This window comes from Deltaproteobacteria bacterium (assembly GCA_026388545.1).
GTDB lineage: Bacteria > Desulfobacterota > Syntrophia > Syntrophales > UBA2185 > JAPLJS01.
The window spans coordinates 1-17,523 of sequence record JAPLJS010000114.1 but is presented as its reverse complement, the minus strand read 5'-3'; the positions used below and the strand labels follow the sequence as shown (position 1 = coordinate 17,523).

18 protein-coding genes and 6 tRNA genes are annotated in these 17,523 nt (G+C 43.4%); 1 reads left to right on the top strand and 23 read right to left on the bottom strand.

All coding sequences use genetic code 11. The annotated features are described in order from the left end of the window. Nucleotides 1-31: 31 nt before the first annotated feature. The 17 genes from rpoB to NTW12_13935 all read right to left on the bottom strand — a co-directional run bounded on the left by rpoB (nucleotide 32) and on the right by NTW12_13935 (nucleotide 13,288). Nucleotides 32-4,123 (bottom strand): DNA-directed RNA polymerase subunit beta, encoded by a 4,092-nt coding sequence (rpoB, locus tag NTW12_14015; protein MCX5847446.1) that lies wholly within the window; start codon nucleotides 4,121-4,123, stop codon nucleotides 32-34. A gap of 132 nt (nucleotides 4,124-4,255) precedes the next feature. Next, complete coding sequence (gene rplL, locus NTW12_14010; protein ID MCX5847445.1) at nucleotides 4,256-4,642, bottom strand: 50S ribosomal protein L7/L12; 387 nt, start codon at nucleotides 4,640-4,642, stop codon at nucleotides 4,256-4,258. A 19-nt stretch (nucleotides 4,643-4,661) separates the two neighbouring features. Next, nucleotides 4,662-5,186 carry a 50S ribosomal protein L10 gene (rplJ, locus tag NTW12_14005; protein ID MCX5847444.1) on the bottom strand — a complete coding sequence of 175 codons (525 nt, stop codon included), beginning with the start codon at nucleotides 5,184-5,186 and terminating at the stop codon, nucleotides 4,662-4,664. Between the two features lie 389 nt (nucleotides 5,187-5,575). Then, nucleotides 5,576-6,274 (bottom strand): 50S ribosomal protein L1, encoded by a 699-nt coding sequence (gene rplA / locus NTW12_14000; protein MCX5847443.1) that lies wholly within the window; start codon nucleotides 6,272-6,274, stop codon nucleotides 5,576-5,578. A 117-nt stretch (nucleotides 6,275-6,391) separates the two neighbouring features. Beyond that, a complete protein-coding gene (gene rplK, locus NTW12_13995; GenBank protein MCX5847442.1) occupies nucleotides 6,392-6,817 on the bottom strand; it encodes a 50S ribosomal protein L11 in 426 nt (141 codons plus the stop codon). A gap of 46 nt (nucleotides 6,818-6,863) precedes the next feature. Further along, entirely contained in the window at nucleotides 6,864-7,391 is a 528-nt protein-coding gene (gene nusG, locus NTW12_13990; GenBank protein ID MCX5847441.1) for a transcription termination/antitermination protein NusG, read from the bottom strand. Between the two features lie 5 nt (nucleotides 7,392-7,396). Then, on the bottom strand, nucleotides 7,397-7,600 hold the full coding sequence (gene secE / locus NTW12_13985) for a preprotein translocase subunit SecE (GenBank protein MCX5847440.1): 204 nt from the start codon (nucleotides 7,598-7,600) through the stop codon (nucleotides 7,397-7,399). A 35-nt stretch (nucleotides 7,601-7,635) separates the two neighbouring features. Further along, nucleotides 7,636-7,712 (bottom strand) — tRNA-Trp (locus NTW12_13980). A 40-nt stretch (nucleotides 7,713-7,752) separates the two neighbouring features. Beyond that, the gene (rpmG, locus tag NTW12_13975; GenBank protein MCX5847439.1) at nucleotides 7,753-7,902 is read right to left on the bottom strand and encodes a 50S ribosomal protein L33; all 150 of its coding nucleotides are present in this window, start codon (nucleotides 7,900-7,902) and stop codon (nucleotides 7,753-7,755) included. Nucleotides 7,903-7,924: 22 nt separating this feature from the next. Next, a tRNA-Thr gene (locus tag NTW12_13970) sits at nucleotides 7,925-8,000 on the bottom strand. A 117-nt stretch (nucleotides 8,001-8,117) separates the two neighbouring features. Further along, nucleotides 8,118-8,193 (bottom strand) — tRNA-Gly (locus NTW12_13965). A 62-nt stretch (nucleotides 8,194-8,255) separates the two neighbouring features. Further along, nucleotides 8,256-8,340: transfer RNA gene (locus NTW12_13960), tRNA-Tyr, on the bottom strand. Between the two features lie 19 nt (nucleotides 8,341-8,359). Next, nucleotides 8,360-8,435: transfer RNA gene (locus NTW12_13955), tRNA-Thr, on the bottom strand. Nucleotides 8,436-8,771: 336 nt separating this feature from the next. Next, nucleotides 8,772-9,329: an AmmeMemoRadiSam system protein A gene (gene amrA, locus NTW12_13950; GenBank protein ID MCX5847438.1), complete on the bottom strand. Its 558-nt coding sequence runs from the start codon at nucleotides 9,327-9,329 to the stop codon at nucleotides 8,772-8,774. Between the two features lie 39 nt (nucleotides 9,330-9,368). Beyond that, nucleotides 9,369-10,205, bottom strand: coding sequence for an AmmeMemoRadiSam system protein B (gene amrB / locus NTW12_13945; GenBank protein MCX5847437.1), 837 nt, complete (start codon nucleotides 10,203-10,205; stop codon nucleotides 9,369-9,371). Nucleotides 10,206-10,296: 91 nt separating this feature from the next. Beyond that, the gene (gene cysS, locus NTW12_13940; protein MCX5847436.1) at nucleotides 10,297-12,606 is read right to left on the bottom strand and encodes a cysteine--tRNA ligase; all 2,310 of its coding nucleotides are present in this window, start codon (nucleotides 12,604-12,606) and stop codon (nucleotides 10,297-10,299) included. Nucleotides 12,607-12,871: 265 nt separating this feature from the next. Further along, complete coding sequence (locus NTW12_13935) at nucleotides 12,872-13,288, bottom strand: DUF1178 family protein (protein ID MCX5847435.1); 417 nt, start codon at nucleotides 13,286-13,288, stop codon at nucleotides 12,872-12,874. A gap of 87 nt (nucleotides 13,289-13,375) precedes the next feature. Here NTW12_13935 and NTW12_13930 point away from each other — a divergent pair. Continuing rightward, nucleotides 13,376-13,452: transfer RNA gene (locus tag NTW12_13930), tRNA-Pro, on the top strand. Nucleotides 13,453-13,483: 31 nt separating this feature from the next. Here NTW12_13930 and NTW12_13925 read toward each other — a convergent pair. The 6 genes from NTW12_13925 to NTW12_13900 all read right to left on the bottom strand — a co-directional run. Beyond that, a complete protein-coding gene (locus NTW12_13925) occupies nucleotides 13,484-14,695 on the bottom strand; it encodes a type II secretion system F family protein (GenBank protein ID MCX5847434.1) in 1,212 nt (403 codons plus the stop codon). Nucleotides 14,696-14,719: 24 nt separating this feature from the next. Continuing rightward, on the bottom strand, nucleotides 14,720-15,457 hold the full coding sequence (gene rlmB, locus NTW12_13920) for a 23S rRNA (guanosine(2251)-2'-O)-methyltransferase RlmB (GenBank protein MCX5847433.1): 738 nt from the start codon (nucleotides 15,455-15,457) through the stop codon (nucleotides 14,720-14,722). 76 nt (nucleotides 15,458-15,533) lie between these two features. Then, on the bottom strand, nucleotides 15,534-16,298 hold the full coding sequence (gene pyrF, locus NTW12_13915; GenBank protein ID MCX5847432.1) for an orotidine-5'-phosphate decarboxylase: 765 nt from the start codon (nucleotides 16,296-16,298) through the stop codon (nucleotides 15,534-15,536). Beyond that, complete coding sequence (rpoZ, locus tag NTW12_13910; GenBank protein ID MCX5847431.1) at nucleotides 16,276-16,551, bottom strand: DNA-directed RNA polymerase subunit omega; 276 nt, start codon at nucleotides 16,549-16,551, stop codon at nucleotides 16,276-16,278. Before rpoZ ends, pyrF begins: the two co-directional genes overlap by 23 nt. A gap of 16 nt (nucleotides 16,552-16,567) precedes the next feature. Further along, nucleotides 16,568-17,158 carry a guanylate kinase gene (gmk, locus tag NTW12_13905; GenBank protein ID MCX5847430.1) on the bottom strand — a complete coding sequence of 197 codons (591 nt, stop codon included), beginning with the start codon at nucleotides 17,156-17,158 and terminating at the stop codon, nucleotides 16,568-16,570. 25 nt (nucleotides 17,159-17,183) lie between these two features. Beyond that, on the bottom strand, nucleotides 17,184-17,523 hold a 340-nt coding region (locus NTW12_13900; GenBank protein MCX5847429.1), incomplete at its 5' end, for a DUF1732 domain-containing protein.

Here is a 17,523-nt window from a genome sequence, read left to right as displayed (position 1 = left end):
CTTTTATCCCGCCTTCGGCGGGAGACAATTGTTACTCTTCTTCAATCAATTCAACATCAAGGCAGAGACTCTGCAGTTCCTTAACAAGAACATTGAAAGATTCTGGAAGCCCTGGTTCAAATGTATGCTCACCCTTCACAATAGCTTCGTATATCCTCGTTCTCCCTGCTACGTCATCGGACTTAACTGTCAGGAACTCCTGTAGCGCATAAGCGGCTCCATAAGCTTCCATGGCCCATACTTCCATTTCACCAAGTCTCTGACCACCAAATTGTGCTTTTCCACCAAGAGGTTGTTGTGTCACTAAAGAATAAGGACCTATTGACCGAGCGTGAATTTTGTCATCCACAAGGTGGTGGAGCTTCAACATATAAATCATGCCGACCGTGACCTCCTGACTAAAAGGCTCACCGGTCCTCCCATCGAAAAGAATAGTCTGTCCATTTTCCGGAAGGTCCACCATTTTTAGTATATTTCTGATTTCGCTTTCATCTGCACCATCGAAAACTGGAGTAGCTACCAGAACACCTCTTTTTAATTTACGGACAAAGGCTTTCAGCTTATCCTCGGATAAACCATCGATAAAACTATCAAAATCAGAGGAAGAATAGATGTTTTTTAATTCTTGTTTCAACTTATCGGTGCTGTAATGTTTTTCTAACATAGCACTGATTTTTTCACCTAAACCCTTGGCAGCCCAGCCTAAATGTGTCTCAAGAAGCTGCCCGACATTCATACGTGAAGGAACCCCCAGAGGATTTAAAATAATATCAACGGGTGTTCCGTCCTTAAAATACGGCATATCTTCGTCCGGAAGTATCCTTGACAATACTCCCTTATTACCGTGGCGGCCAGCCATCTTGTCACCGACGGAGAGCCCTCTCTTAATGGCAATATAAACTTTTACCATTTTGATCACACCGGGAGGAAGCTCATCACCTGCTTTCAGTTTATCGATTTTCTCTTCAAAATACGCTTCAACGATCTCTTTTTTTCTCTCATAATTTGCAAAGAGAGAGTTTATTTTTTCTTCCGTGGCCTCCCCATCGACTAGCGAAATTTCCTTCCAGAAGCTAAAGGGTATCTTCTCCAGGTCATCCCCCTCAATAGCGTCTCCTTTTTTCAATAATATCTTTTTCTTCTTCGGATCGACCAGCTTCGATGCAGACGTCTTTCCAATAAGCATACCGGCAATATTGTTTTTCACACTTTCGGTAATTATCCTGATTTCATCATCCCGGTCTTTGCATAAATCCTTCATAGCTTCGTCTTCAATAAATTGCGATCTGTGGTCTCTTTCGGCGCCTTTTCTGGTAAATACTTTAGCGTCTATCACGGTACCTTCAACACCAGGGGGAACTCGGAGAGATGTGTCCCTTACATCGCTTGCCTTTTCACCAAATATTGCACGAAGCAATTTTTCCTCCGGCGATAATTGAGTCTCACCTTTCGGAGTGATCTTCCCAACAAGAATATCCCCGGATTTTACAAACACGCCCATCCTGACAATCCCGCTTTCATCAAGATTTCTGAGGGCTTCCTCTCCTACATTAGGAATATCTCTTGTGATTTCCTCTTTTCCTAGTTTCGTGTCCCTCGCCATGGTCTCGAATTCTTCAATGTGAATCGACGTATAGATATCATCTTTTATGAGCCTTTCACTAACCAGTATGGAATCTTCATAGTTGTATCCTCCCCAAGACATGAAAGCGACCATTACATTTCGTCCTAATGCAAGCTCACCGGTATCGGTAGCAGGACCATCAGCGATAATGTCAAGCTTATTGACCCAATCTCCCTTTTTGATAATGGGCTTCTGGTTAAAGCACGTATCCTGGTTTGAACGTTGATATTTTACAAGGTTATAGATATCAACACCTGTATCACTTTCGTCCTGCCCGTCTCCATCACACTTGATCACAATCCGTGAAGCGTCAACGTGTTCAACAACTCCTGCCCGTCTCGCCAAAACGACTGCGCCTGAATCCCTCGCAACAATAGCCTCCATCCCTGTACCCACAAGGGGCGCCTCAGGTCTTAAGAGAGGAACCGCCTGCCGCTGCATATTGGACCCCATAAGAGCTCGGTTGGCATCATCATGCTCCAAAAATGGAATTGAAGCAGCTGCAACACTGACAAGCTGATCCGGCGATACATCCATCAAATTGATCTCAGCTGGTGGAACAGAGATGAAATCACTGCCCTTTCTTGCAGAAACAAGTTCTCCGATAAATCTTCCTTCTCCATCAAGGGGGATGTCTGCCGGTGCAATTATGGACTTTTCTTCTTCAATAGCTGTCAGATAACGAACTTCATCAAGGACCTTCCCATCTCGAACCAGCCTGTAGGGTGTTTCTATAAAACCAAAGGCATTCACCCTTGCATATGTGCTGAGAGAAACAATAAGACCAATATTAGGCCCCTCCGGTGTCTCAACGGGGCAGATACGACCGTAGTGGGTGGGGTGCACATCCCTGACCTCGAATCCAGCTCTTTCACGGGTGAGACCACCAGGACCAAGAGCGGAAAGCCTTCTCTTATGGGTAATTTCGGAAAGTGGATTTGTCTGATCCATAAACTGAGAAAGCTGACTGCTCCCAAGAAACTCATTTACGACAGCAGATACCGGCTTGGCATTGATAAGCTCGTGGGGCATCATAGTTTCGATGTCCTGGAGACTCATTCTCTCCTTAATGGCCCTCTCAATTCTAACCAACCCTATTCTATATTGATTTTCAATAAGTTCTCCCACCGATCGGATTCTGCGGTTACCTAGATGATCAATATCATCGACACTGCAGTCACCGAAACCGTTTTTAAGATCAATCAGGTATTTAACGGCAGCCAGGATATCCTCCTTTCGCAGGACCGTCATATCTATGGGAGTGTCAAGGCGAAGCTTGTAATTCATCTTTGCCCTTCCTACATCGGAAAGGTCGTAACTCGTGGGATCAAAAAAGAGACCGTTGAAAAACTTGTGCGCCGTCTCTGGTGTGGGAGGGTTACTTGGTCGTAGCCTTCTGTATATCTCTATTATGGCCTCTTCGGCATTTTCAATCTTGTCAATCAGGAGCGTATCCCTGATGGAGGCATTGGCCCTTTCCTCATCGATGGAAATAAATTGAAGTTCCTGAATCCCTTTTTCGCGCACCCGCTCCAGACCATCAAGCGTTAATTCTTCATTACACCGGAGTAATACCTCGCCTGTTTCCGGATCCATTACATTTGAAGCAAGAACTTTTCCAATGATATCGTCGTCCTTAACCTGTATCCGATTGATGTTCAGTTCGACCATCTTTTTAATATGGCCTTTGGTCAATTTTCTGGCCTTTTTAATTATCACTTCACCGGTTCCAGGATCTTTGACATCTTCCGGGGCTTTCTCTCCTATGAGGGATTCTTCCACCACAATAAAAATCTTTTTATCCTGTATGAACACTTTCTCTATGTTGTAAAAATAACTGAGGAGGGAATCCATAGAGTTTCCCATAGCCTTAAAAAGGATCGTCACAGGCATCTTTCTACGCCTGTCAATCCTGACATAGAGGAGGTCTTTGGAATCAAACTCAAAATCCAGCCAGGAACCCCTTATTGGTATAATCCTTGCCGAATAAATGAGTTTCCCACTGGCAAGAGTTTTTCCTTTATCATGATCAAAGAATATACCCGGCGATCTATGAAGCTGACTGACGATGACCCTTTCCGTACCGTTCATTATGAAGGTACCATTATCCGTCATCAATGGGATTTCTCCGAAGTAGATTTCCTGTTCCTTGATATCCCGGATTGTTTTATGCCCGGAACCTCGATCGGTATCAAAGACAACCAGCCTCACCACAATCTTCAGAGGCGCCGCATAGGTCATACCCTTTTGGATACATTCCTTCACGTCATATCTCACGTTCCCAATCTTGTAACTTACGAATTCGAGGGAACATTTCCCGCTAAAGTCAGAGATTGGGAAAACGCTCCTGAATGCACCCTGAAGTCCAAAGGCGCCTCGTTTCAATGGATGAATATCCTTCTGAAGAAATTTCTCGTAGGACTTCTTCTGGATATCTATCAGATTGGGTATTTCCAGGATCTTTTTTATACGGCCAAAATATTTTCTAAATTCGCTCATAGTATCCTTTTGTGTTACGAAAGCATATACTTACAATCACATCATCAATTATTCTTATCACCTTAAGAGTGGTAATCTTTCAATCGGCTCAACCGTAAACTTTTATAAAAGCTTTTTAGTCTCGCCTGCGTTCTACTTAATTTCCACTGTACCTCCAACTTCCTCTATTTTTTTCTTTATATCTGCCGCCTCTTCTTTCGAAACACCTTCTTTAACCGGCTTTGGCACACCATCCACCAGGTCTTTGGCTTCTTTAAGTCCCAAACTGGTGAGAGCCCTTACAACCTTGATCACCTGAATTTTCTGCTCACCATACCCGGTCAGTATCGCATCGAATTCTGTTTTCTCTTCTGCCGGGGCTGCCTGTTCAGAGCCTGCTGAAACTTGAGCCACAGCCATAGGTACGGCTGCGGATACACCAAATCTTTCCTCCAGTTCCTTTACTAACTCAGATAGCTCAAGAACCGTCATCCCTTCAATAAATTTTACAACATCTTCCTTTGTAATCTGACTGGCCATTTTTTTCCTCTCCTGTATTTTAATTTCCTGATTCCTTTTTGGCTCGATAAGCGTCGAGAACACAAACAAAACTTCTGGGTACCCCACTTAATACATTAACGAGTGAAGTCTGAACCCCAATCATAACAGAAAGGAGTTTCCCAAGAAGGACTTCCCTACCCGGCAATTCTGCCAGCGCACTGAGCCGATCTTTGCTCAATAACTTACCACTCAGCATACCAACCCTGATTTCCAGTTCGGCGTTCTTTTTGGCAAATTCTACTAATACCTTCGTCGGCCCAACCACATCGCCACGATTCATAAGAATAGCCAAGGGTCCCTTGAAATACTCTTCTAACCCACTAAAATCGGTATTCTTCGATGCAATTTCAAGAAGTGTGTTTTTTACCACCCGAAATTCGGTACCCGATTTGCGCAAAGCATTCCTCAAGGCAGTCATCTTCTCAACATTCATACCAGTATAACCGGCAAGAACAGCCAACTTGGTATCTTTAAGTTTTTCATGAAGCTCAGCTACAACCTTCTCCTTAGTTCTCCGATCCAATCCTTAACCTCCTTTCACCCTATGATTTTCTAAAACTACAATCCCTTTGTACAAGCAAGAATGTTATTGAAAGTCAGAGAACTATGCATCATACAGGAAAATTCGATAAACTTGATGTACATGGCCATAGATAAGGTGCCTTGAAGCACCCATTGGTCTCGGCAGGCCGACTCACATCGTTTAAACCCCTGTTACCTGCTGTCTCAGACTTTTATTGCATCATCAAATATCCATTCTGTACCCACCTAAAAGCTGCAGGGACAGGTTTATATGCTTGAGACCTTTACGTAAGATCTTTCTTTAAAGGAACTCTCCTCCGATTTCTCCAAATCAACATATTAAAAATATATTTTACCGATTAATTCGGAAATTTTTATATAGTACTAAGATCAAATGTTTCTGACCTCTAAGGGATCAACTTTTACCCCCGGACCCATGGTTGTGGAAAGCGATATTCCTTTAAGGTAAGTCCCCTTACTCGATGCCGGTTTCAGCTTTATAATGGCTTCCAAAAGGGCACTAATATTTTCACATAATTTATCAGCTCCGAATGAAACCTTTCCAACGGGTGAGTGGACGATGCCTGCTTTTTCCACGCGAAATTCGACCTTGCCGGCTTTTAGTTCATTAACAGCCCTTGCCACATCGAAAGTGACTGTACCAACTTTGGGATTGGGCATCAATCCGCGGGGCCCCAAAATCTTCCCCAGTTTTCCAACATTGCCCATCATGTCCGGTGTAGCAATTACCCGATCAAAGTCTAGCCATCCTCCTTTTATCTTTTCAATGATATCGTCGGAACCGACCACATCTGCCCCTGCATCGAGTGCCTCTTTTTCTTTTTCTCCTTTTGCAAAAACCAACACTCTGACTGTTTTTCCCAATCCATTCGGCAGGACAACACTCCCTCTGACCATCTGGTCAGCATGCTGAGGATTCACACCCAGCCGGATTGCTGCATCGACGGTTTCGTCAAATTTAGTTCTCGCCGTGCTTACAAGTATTTCTACCGCATCCTTTAGAGCATATCGCTTCCCCGACTCAACCTTCTTTTTTGCTTCTGTAAAAATTTTGCCTCTTTCAACCATGTTAAAAACCCCTAATTGACACTACCCTCTCATAGTACTGGGCTTCCCGTGAGGGAAAATGTTAAGTTTCACACTTGTCACCGCAGAGTGGACTTATTGGAAACATCCCACATTAATTTATCCCGCTATTTCAATTCCCATCGACCGTGCTGTTCCCTCAATGATTTTAATTGCTCCCCCCATATCAACGGCATTGAGATCATTATATTTTAATTCAGCAATTTCCCTCACCTGCCGAGCCGTTACCGTACCAACCTTCTCTCGCCGTGGATCTCCAGAACCTTTTGCAATCTTGGCAGCCTGTTTGAGAAGCACGGAAGCCGGTGGAGTTTTGGTAACAAAGGTAAATGACCGATCAGCATATACCGTTATAACGACAGGGATAACCATCCCTTCCTGGTTTTGTGTCATGGCATTGTATGCCTTACAGAACTCCATTATATTAACCCCGTGCTGACCCAGCGCAGGCCCTATTGGAGGTGATGGAGTTGCTTTTCCTGCCTTAATCTGAAGTTTTATATTCGCTATAACCTTTTTTGCCATTGTGATCACCCTAATTACATTTTTTTATTCGTAACCCGTTTTTTTATCAATTTTGAACAACCTGGATAAAATCCAGTTCAACCGGTGTTGACCTGCCAAATATACTAACAATAACCCTTAATTTCCCCTTCTCCGGTTTAACCTCATCGACAACCCCATCAAAGTTTGTAAACGGACCATCTATTATCCTTACATGATCCCCTACTTCAAACCTGAATTTTGGTTTGGGTTTTAAGGTTCCTTCATTAATCCTGGTCTTCAGGTTTTCGACATCTTTATCAGGAATTGGTGATGGTTTATCCTTACCTCCGATAAATCCTGTCACCTTGGGTGTCCCCTTGACGATATGCCATGTATCGTCATTCATTTCCATTTTAACGAGGATGTAGCCAGGGAAGAACTTCCTTTTGGATGTCTTCTTCTCACCAGAAACCAGTTCAACGATATCTTCTTCCGGAATAAGAATATCGGAAAAGTACTCTTGCATTCCCGATGCTTCTATCCTTTCCTGAAGGGAGAGTTTAACTCTGTTCTCAAATCCGGAATACGTATGAACGACATACCATTTAGCCATATTTTTTAACCTAAAACCAGCCTTATTGCTTTGGCCACTCCGAAATCTACGATACCGAGATATATGGACACAATTATCACAACAATGATCACTACCGATGTGGAAGCAAGGGTTTGCCTGGGAGTCGGCCATGTCACTTTTTTCAATTCAATTTTTGCTTCTTTTAAAAAGCGTATTATTTTTTCTGTAATTAATTTTATTCTATCCATCAATGCAATCCCTATTTGATCATGAATAAAAAAAATGGCAGGCCAGGAGGGACTTGAACCCCCAGCATCCGGATTTGGAGTCCGGCGCTCTATCCATTAGAGCTACTGGCCTGTTCGTTTGGCTGCATATTCTTTATATAAAATAAAGAATTTTATTTTGTCTCTCTGTGAATCTTATGAGCCCGACAAAACTTACAATATTTTTTTAATTCAAGACGATTTTGCATGGTACGCTTATTTTTCGTCGTAGTATAATTTCTTTGCTTACATTCCGTACAGGCCAAGGTAATGATATTTCTCATGATTAACCTACTTCCACCGTAATGGAGCCCACGACCAGGATTGAACTGGTGACCTCATCCTTACCAAGGATGTGCTCTACCGACTGAGCTACGTGGGCCAACATGTTGTTAATAACAGCCACCAATACTCTAGTCACATGTCTTAATCTCTGCCAATCGATCACTATTGTTTAAAAGCTAAGCACATAGGGAGATTTAGGCAGTAAATTAAACTATGGAGCGGGAAACGGGATTCGAACCCGCGACCCTCAGCTTGGAAGGCTGACGCTCTAGCCCCTGAGCTATTCCCGCTCATTGAAACAAGATCCTGAAGTCTATCATTCATAGATAGATTACTTTTCGATACAATATTCTGGTGGAGGGGGGAGGATTCGAACCTCCGTAGGCTTCGCCGGCAGATTTACAGTCTGCTCCCATTGGCCGCTCGGGCACCCCTCCATATAATATCATCAAAAGCTGGAGCTGGCGATGGGACTCGAACCCGCAACCTGCTGATTACAAATCAGCTGCTCTACCTGTTGAGCTACGCCAGCAGACTTACTAGCCAGAATCTCAAATTTACTATGTCCCTGACAAAAGAACCGTACACCTTCCATAACACGAACTGCTAATTTTAATTTTAATAATATAATTTGTCAATAGATTTTTTTATTTCATTTTTTATAGTGAAAGTTGTGCATAAGTTTTTCTGATAGGAAAAAAGTCTTTGAGCTACGATAACCTCTTTCTTGCAAAGCTCATATATTCATAAATTTGTAAAACTCCCCGAAGTCATACCGGGGCTTCCGGGATACGCTCCCGGTCAATTTCTTCCCCCATTATCATTTTATGCAATGAAATAAATGTTCCTCGTCATAATTACTATTAATTTACGAAATCAATGAATGCTGATCAAAAACATCTGCGGAAAATATGAATATTTTTGTATCATTATCTTTCCATGCATCCGGATGAAGCCCGGCCTTATAACAGGTTTCCTCGAGAAAAGTCAATTTATCCCATTTATGTTCAGCTGCCACCTGAGGAAGGAGAAGGCCGGAATGAAAGCCTTTCGTAATGTAAAGGCCGTGGACACCTACTTCTATTTCCTTGATATCCTTTATTTCTTTCAGTGGGCTGAGAACGGATATCTCAAGAGTTACATCTTTTACCTCGTCAGCGCTTAGAGGAGGAAATCGTGGATCATTGAAGGCTGCTGCTATTGCCATTTCTGCCACAGTTTTGTAAAGGGCTTTTCTTGCCTCGATATAACCGATACAGCCTCTGAGGTGTCCACGTTTCTTAAGCGTTACAAATGCCCCCTTCTTTTCCTTCAGAATTTCCGAAGCAATATGAAACTCGGGAATATTCTTGCCCGTTAGTTTGCATTCTATTGTTGCTTTTACAATATCAATAAGTGTCTTCTTTTCCACCTCCGTCAGCACCATAACAGTTCCCTCCCCGACATATCTCTTCATTAATATGCCCTATGATGTGTGGATCTTATAAAAAACTGCAGAAGCATACCCTACAACGCTTCTTGTATCTCCCGTCACATCCCCTGAATGAGCATATTTCAAAAGTTTTGCCCTATTTGCACCTAATTTTTCTGAAACCATCATGGTTACAACAGCCGGTCCACCGCCACAGGCCTCACATGTATTATTTTCCAGATCTTTCAAGAGCCCCCTGCCATCCATCTTTTCTATGTGCTTCAGCACGACAGAATCAAGTTTCACTGCCTTCTCATAAGAATGGAAATGTGAAAGATCGGAGCTTCCCACAATAAGGACTTTCCGATCACCAATAGCACTGAAGATGCTCTTGGCGAGGTTCTCGCAGGTTTGATGGTCCTGCTCCCCCATGACAAGAGGAACGAGGCGAAATTCTCCGAGGGCAACCTGGAGAAAGGGAATCTGTATCTCAAGGGAATGTTCCTGATAATGAGCAGCAGGCATGGAGGAGATCATTTCACTCTGAGCCATTATATCGTTCGCTAATGCCACATCTACAGGAACAACACCCAATGGTGTTTCATATCCACCCCTGTTATATATGGAAACACCGTGGAAAAATGTTCTATGGCTCGGTCCCACAACGATAACCGCATCAAAGTCTTCTCCCCTTATGATTTTATATGCATGTGCGGCAATCTGGCCTGAATAAACATAACCCGCATGGGGAACAATAAGACCTATAATCCTTCCGTCTATTTTCCCATCAGGTACATTATGAAAATAGTTTTCAATGTCCGCCCGTAAAATCTTTGGACTGCCAGGATACCAGGTCCCGGCAATAACTGACTTTCTAATGTCTTTATCCACGACACCCCTCCTTTCAATCCTGTCAGTTATCGACTGCCGGCATATATCCCCAATGATCTACCGGCGATTGAGTTTCAGATAAACGCAAAATCTATTTCAATCTCCATGTCATTCCTTGTGCGGTATCTGAAACCTCAATTCCCAAATCAAGGAGCTTTTCCCTGATCTCGTCGGAAGTTTTCCAATTGCCGGCATTTCTCAAAACTTTTCTTTCCTCCAGAAGCAGTAATGCCTCTTCGCTCAATGTCTCCTCCGTAAAATTCATAACACCGAGCACAGTGTCAATATTTTTCATTATGTCGAGCACATTATCCCTTTCCTTTTCACTCAATAGCCCCTGAGAGACAGAGGGGCTGATCTTTCCCACAAATTCAAAAAGAGAAGCCAGTGCTCCGGATATATTAAAATCATCATCCATGGCAGAGGAAAATCCTTGTTTAACGTCATATATAAGTTGATCAGCGTCGGGATATCCGCTTCCGGGGGCAAAACGGATCAGCCTTTGAATAAATCTATCCAACTTTCTCACGGTATTTTTTGATGTCTCCAGGGCGCCAAAAGAAAAATTGAGAGGCTTGCGGTAATGAGTGTTCAAGAGAAAAAATCTGATTTCTTTACCGCCATATCCCTTCTGCTCCATATCTTCTATAGTCTCTGCATTGTTCAAAGAGCGGGACATTTTCTTGCCACCCACCATAACCAATTCCGTATTGATCCAGTAGTTGGCTAATCGTTTCCCCGTTGCAGCCCTCCCTATTGCCATTACATTTTCACAGTGCGGAAAGACGACATCAGTTCCGCTCGCATGGATATCAAAAGTATCAGATAAATATTTAAGGGAAATAGCTGCACATTCGAGGTGCCAGCTCGGTCTTACATTTCCCCAACGGGTTTTGACATAAATTCCCCTCTTTAATTCATTCAACGTAGATCTTTTGAGAAGTGTAAAATCCACAGGGCTGTCTTTTTCATAATCATCCAAATCAATCGTCTTGCCGGACTTAACTTTTTTCAGGTCAATGTTGGACAGGCAACCGTAGTCATCGATTTTTGATATATCAAAGTAAACAGACCTCAATTTTTCATAGGCATGACCCTTTTCCACGAGTTTCTCAACAAGCTTTACCATGGCCTCGATATTTTCACTGGCCCGTGGATAAGCATCTTCCTCTTTAATATTCAACTTTTTGATATCGCGAAGAAATTCCGTTGTACACCTTTCCGTATACAGGGGCAGTTCCATATTGGCCCGTTCAGCTTCCTTGATGGACCTGTCATCCAAATCAATGATGTTCATTACATGCCTGACTTTATATTCTTTAAACTCAAGGTAGCGTCGGATCATGTCAGAAACAACAAAACGGCGATAGTTCCCTATGTGGGGAACTTCATGAACGGTAGGTCCACACGAGTGCATCAGGATTTCTTCCGGATTGATTGGTTTGAAGAATTCCTTTTCTCTCGTCGATGTATTATACAGACGCAGTGTAGATTGTTCCTTATCGGTAAAGAGTTCGGTACTGAGATACCGCTCTCCTCCATCAGGTAATATCACAACAATGATTCCATCTTCCATCTCCCTGGCTTTCCGGATAGCTACATGCATGGCAGCACCGGAACTCATCCCAACCAGGATACCCTCTTCCCGGGTAAGTCTCCTTGCCATTTCAAATGCGTCTTCGTCGAGGATATTGATCTTCTCATCCAGCTGGTTTTTATCATAAATACCCGGCCGGTAGGATTCCTTCATATTCTTTAACCCCTGAATTTTGTGCTTCAGGTAGGGCTCGACCCCGACAATTCTAATATCAGGATTATATTCTTTTAGCCGCTTCGAAATCCCCATAGCGGTACCTGTCGTCCCGAGGGTTGCCACTACCATCGTCACAGCCCCGCCAGTCTGTTGCCAGATTTCTTCACCGGTACCATAATAATGAGCCAACATATTATCGGGATTATTAAACTGGTCGGTCCCAAAATACTTTCCCGGATTCTGCAGCATCATGTTATATGCCACCTCAATGGCGCCGTCTGTACCGAGGCTCGCCGGGGTAAAGTATAGTTCTGCGCCCATGGCCTTAAGGATTTTCTTCCTCTCTTCACTGGCCGACTCAGACATGGCCAAACACAGCCTGTAACCCTTTGCAGCAGCAATAAGCGCAAGGCCGATACCTGTATTGCCACTGGTGGCCTCCAGGATGATCTTGTCCTTCGACAACTCACCCCTCTCTTCGGCCCTGTTGATCATATAAAGTGCTATTCTATCTTTTATAGACCCACCAGGATTGAAACTCTCAAGTTTTGCATAAATTTTAACCTTCTCGTTTGGATTCAGCCTGCGGATTTCTACGAGGGGGGTATTCCCGATAGTATCTATAATGCTCTTATATATTCTTTTCATGATTAAACTAACTGATACAAACAAATGGATAGATATGGCAGATTTTACAACGTAAAAGATGACGGCTTCGTAATAAGTCCCCCTGCCTTCGCATGGGCAGGCGCCCGCCTGAGTTATGCTGCATCCTTTGCCACTTCAGCTTACGTCGCTGTCCACTCAATTGCTCAGGACTCACCCATCTTGCCTCGGGGCTTTTCACCAAACCGCCATTATTCAACCGGTTTACAACTTTTTTTTACAAAATCATCAAAGATCATTCAACACCTTAACTGTCAAGTTTGGGCACGGGAATCTTGAAGAATTGAACACCTTCTTCCTTCAGGGTTTCTTCTTCACTTTCCGTTGTGGTCCCTCTGAGATTTCTCTTTTCTTCCTCTCCATGATGTATCTTCATGGCTGCCTCGGCAAATTTGTCGCCGACGTCATCGAAATGCTTATTGATGTATTCATGAAATAATTGTAGGGCCTTCGGCAGTGATAATTCCTCGACGTTTTTTCTGTTCGATGTCTTGATGTCTCTTCCCATGATGGAAATTGTAGAGGGTACCATCGCTATATCAAAACTTCCGCAAACGGGACAGTTTATATGCTTTTGTGACTTCTGGTTTTCAAATGCATGTCTGTCCTTAAACCATCCCTCAAACTTATGGTTCTTTTCACATTTTAGATCATATATTATCAAGGGTTATGTTCCCCCCAATTCGACAAAAACTTCACAAAAAATAATTATGGACATTTGCAGGTAAATTATATATCGTTCGCCAAATGTCGGGATGTGGCCCAGTCCGGTAGGGCACTGCGTTCGGGACGCAGGAGTCGCGCGTTCAAATCGCGCCATCCCGACCATTATCAATCCCTCCTGCGGCGGGCGATGTTCTTAACCACCGACCACTGAAGCCATCTTAAAGATCGGAAGGTACATCGCAATGATCATTCCTCCCACAACTCCCCCGAGAAAAACCATCATAAACGGTTCAAGCAAGGCAGTCATGGCTTCCACCGCCACGTCCACCTCATCATCATAAAAATCCGCAATTTTTTCCAGCATCGCATCGAGGGCGCCTGTAGCTTCACCAACGGCGATCATCTGAACCACCATGGAAGGAAAGATTTTAGTTTCCGCAAGGGGTTCTGCAATGGTTCTTCCCTCGCTGATACTCTGTCTTGTTTTCATTATAGCGTTTTCTACAATTACATTTCCAGCGGTTTTACTAACAATATTAAGTCCCTCGAGAATCGGAACACCACTTCCCATCATAGTTGAAAGGGTTCGCGTAAATTTCGCCACAGCAACTTTCTTAAGCAACGGTCCGAATACCGGTGACTTCAACACAAGAGCATCAACGGTGAACCTCCCCTTTTCCGTGAGGTAAAATCTTCGGAATGCATATATAGCCAAGGCAACACCGGCAAGCATAATAAGGAAATAACTTTGCATAAATTCGCTTGCATTGACAAGAAATTGTGTGGGACCCGGTAATTCACCGCCCATGCCTTCAAACATCTTCTTAAAAACAGGAATAACCTTCATCAACAGAAGTGCAACGACAGCTATGGAGATAACGAGTACGCTGGCAGGGTAGGTCATCGCACCCTTGACCTTGCTCTTTAATTTCATAGCTTTTTCCATATAATTTGAAAGACGATTGAGAACAACGTCAAGAATACCGCCACTTTCCCCCGCAGCAACAAGATTGACAAAAAGTTCATCAAAGACCGCAGGGTGCTTATTCAAGGCATCGTGCAAGGTCGAGCCACCTTCAATATCTTCCTTTACTGATGTTATGATGTTAGCAAAGGTCTTGTTCTGCTCCTGTTGGGCCAATAAATCGAGACACTGGATAAGGGGAAGACCTGCATTGATCATGGTGGAAAATATTCGAGCAAAGACAACAACGTCCTTCTGCTTAACCCTCTGTTTGAGAAAGGGCAGATATTCCTTAATATCCTTTGGCTTTTTCTTTACGGTGATCGATTTGAAACCCTGCCGACGAAGAAATCCCCTGACTACAGACTCATCAGCAGCATCCATCTCTCCTTTTTTTACCTCACCCCTTTTTGTCGCTGCTTCCCATATGAACACCGCCATAACATCCATTCCTCCTTCAAACCCTTAAACTTTTCCCCACGCTCTCAATATCTCATAAAGGATAATTCCCGCCGCTACCGAAACATTTAGTGAGTCTATTTTGCCCATTATGGGAATCGAAAGAAGAAAATCACATTTTTTTTTGATGAGTGGCCTCATACCCTTTCCCTCGCTCCCCATCACAAGGCCGATATGACCCTCATAATCAAGGGTACTAACGTATTTACCTGATACAGGATCCGTACCGTATATCCAGAACCCTTTTTCTTTCAAATAGAGAAGAGTATTAGACAAGTTTACCACCACAGCAACGGGTATATGGTGGGCAGCCCCTGCGGATGCTTTCATCACAGATGCTGTTACAGATGCCGAACGATTCTCAGGTATAATAACTCCATTAGCCCCGCAACAATGAGCTGTCCTTATCAGGGAGCCCAGGTTTTGAGGATCGGTAATACTATCGAGAATGAGGATCAAATTTTTTTTAAAATCGTCACGGCGATTTGCAATAATGTCATCCACGCTGGAATAATCAAAGGTTTCACAAAGACCAAAAACACCCTGATGAACTTTCTGAGGCGCCTGTCTGTCTAAATAGCCCCTTTCTCTGAACTCTATAGGAATCCCCCTCAGTGTCGCGAGATTCAGAATTTTCTGAACAGCCTCTCCTCCCCTTCCTTGGGCAATAACGATTTTCTTAATCCTCCCATTCTGACTCTTGAGAGCCTCCAGCAGGGGATTAATACCAAAGATTAGCTGCACACTCTCGCTCCATTAATCTCCGTTTTAAGGAACCCTGAATATGACAATGAGCTTTTTGATTAAAAGCGCTATGATATTATACTACTTTTTCTCGCATTGCAAGACCTTCGGTGATCTCGTTTACAATCTCTTCGACCTTATGAACCGGATCCGCGGCGTTCCTGATGGGTCTGCCGACAACAATGTAATCAGCGCCCCGCATTATGGCATTTTTGACTGTAGATGTCCTTTTCTGATCATCATCCGCCGCTGTCGCCTCTCTCATACCAGGTGTTACAATGATAAAATCACGTCCACAGGTACTCCGAATAGTATCAATATCACGGGCCGATGCTACTACACCGGAAACGCCGGACTCCTGTGCAATTTTTGCAAGATGGAATGTAAGTTCACCCGCTGAGCAGTTAAATCCCATCTGCTTGAGATCCCCGTCGTTCAAACTCGTTAATACGGTTACAGCAAGGATTATGGGCATGGACAAGCCGCTTTCTTGCACTACCCGATTGACAGCGGCAACGGTTCCCTCCATCATCTCTCTCCCGCCGAGGGCATGAACGTTAAACATGTAAACCCCGTGCTCTACAGCCCCGACAGCGGCTCCAGCGACTGTATTCGGAATGTCATGAAACTTCAGATCAAGAAAGACTTTCTTGCCTCTATCCCGTATCATTTCTAGGATACGGGGACCATGTCGGGTAAAGGATTCCTTGCCTACCTTAAATATTCCTACATGATCCCTGAGGCGTTCGACCCACGAAGTTGCTTCTTCTATCCCTTCCCCAACGTCAAGGGCAAAAATAAGCATCTCCCGTGGATTTCTATTCAAGGTACTCTTCATCATCATCAATAAATTCAGTATCATCCAAGATGGGTTTATAATCAATTTTGATGCCCTGTAAATATTCAGGATTGACATACGTCACTTTTCCGGCGGCTATTTCTCTGAGGGCTGATACGATTTCCCTGTTATTTTTAGTATCCGTCAGAGGTTTCACACCCTTCAATAATTGTCTTGTCCTTCTTGCCGTCAGCACAACCAGAGCAAATCTGTTTTTAGCCGCCTTCAATGAATCTTCAACAGTAATCCTTGCCATATATTCAATAACCTCCTCATACAAGAAAACACTTTATTTTATTTGCTGATCTTTCCCTTCTACTTTTTTCTGCCACATATATTGCCCTTAGAGTATCAATGGCAGTCTCTATTCGATCATTAAAAATCACATAATCATACCATATACTTTCCTTTATTTCATCTAAAGCCTTATCCGTGCGTTTATTCATCATTTGTTCGCTTTCAAACCCTCTTTTGTTCAACCTTTTTTTTAACTCCCCTATCGATGGGGGCAGGATAAAAACAAATACTCCGCCCGAGTATTTGTTTTTTAATGCCTTTGCACCTCGCGTCTCAACATCCAGGATAAGATCAAGGCCCTTCTCTAAAAACGCCTTCATTGTTTTCGCCGATGTCCCGTAAAGGTTGCCGGAATATTCTTCCCACTCAGCAAATTCTCCCTGAGTTATTCGGTCTCTAAACGCCTCATCGGAAATAAAATAATAATCCTTTCCGTCCTCCTCTCCGGGACGGGGAAGCCTGGTAGTATAGGAAACGGAAAAAAGCATATTCGGGCACATTTTTAAGACCTCTCGCAAAATAGAAGTCTTACCGGTACCTGAAGGTGCAGAAACAACAATGTACAATCCGTCCGAATCCTTGAAATCGCTTTTATTCAATGTTCTGTACCTGTTCTCTTATTCTGGCAAGCTCACTTTTGATCTCAATGACCTTGCGGGATATATCCGCATCACTGCTTTTGGAACCTATTGTATTAATCTCTCTGATCATCTCCTGAATTATGAAGTCAATGTTCCTTCCGGCGGCATCAATACTCTTTAATAGATCCCCAAACTGATGTATATGGCTCTTAAAACGGACAATCTCCTCCGTTATATCACTTTTTTCAGCCATGATGGCTACCTCCTGGCATAATCGCAGATCATCGAGTACCATCCCTCCCGTAAGCTCTTTTACCCGCTCACTAAGTCGTTTTTGATACTCTACGGTA

Bases quoted from the DNA above. Each gene is read 5' to 3' on its own strand.
- rpoB (MCX5847446.1), bottom strand. From the start codon at position 4,123: ATGAGCGAATTTAGAAAATATTTTGGCCGTATAAAAAAGATCCTGGAA.
- rplL (MCX5847445.1), bottom strand. From the start codon at position 4,642: ATGGCCAGTCAGATTACAAAGGAAGATGTTGTAAAATTTATTGAAGGG.
- rplA (MCX5847443.1), bottom strand. From the start codon at position 6,274: ATGGTTGAAAGAGGCAAAATTTTTACAGAAGCAAAAAAGAAGGTTGAG.
- rplK (MCX5847442.1), bottom strand. From the start codon at position 6,817: ATGGCAAAAAAGGTTATAGCGAATATAAAACTTCAGATTAAGGCAGGA.
- nusG (MCX5847441.1), bottom strand. From the start codon at position 7,391: ATGGCTAAATGGTATGTCGTTCATACGTATTCCGGATTTGAGAACAGA.
- secE (MCX5847440.1), bottom strand. From the start codon at position 7,600: ATGGATAGAATAAAATTAATTACAGAAAAAATAATACGCTTTTTAAAA.
- rpmG (MCX5847439.1), bottom strand. From the start codon at position 7,902: ATGAGAAATATCATTACCTTGGCCTGTACGGAATGTAAGCAAAGAAAT.
- amrA (MCX5847438.1), bottom strand. From the start codon at position 9,329: ATGGTGCTGACGGAGGTGGAAAAGAAGACACTTATTGATATTGTAAAA.
- cysS (MCX5847436.1), bottom strand. From the start codon at position 12,606: ATGAAAAGAATATATAAGAGCATTATAGATACTATCGGGAATACCCCC.
- NTW12_13925 (MCX5847434.1), bottom strand. From the start codon at position 14,695: ATGGCGGTGTTCATATGGGAAGCAGCGACAAAAAGGGGTGAGGTAAAA.
- pyrF (MCX5847432.1), bottom strand. From the start codon at position 16,298: ATGATGAAGAGTACCTTGAATAGAAATCCACGGGAGATGCTTATTTTT.
- rpoZ (MCX5847431.1), bottom strand. From the start codon at position 16,551: ATGGCAAGGATTACTGTTGAAGATTCATTGAAGGCGGCTAAAAACAGA.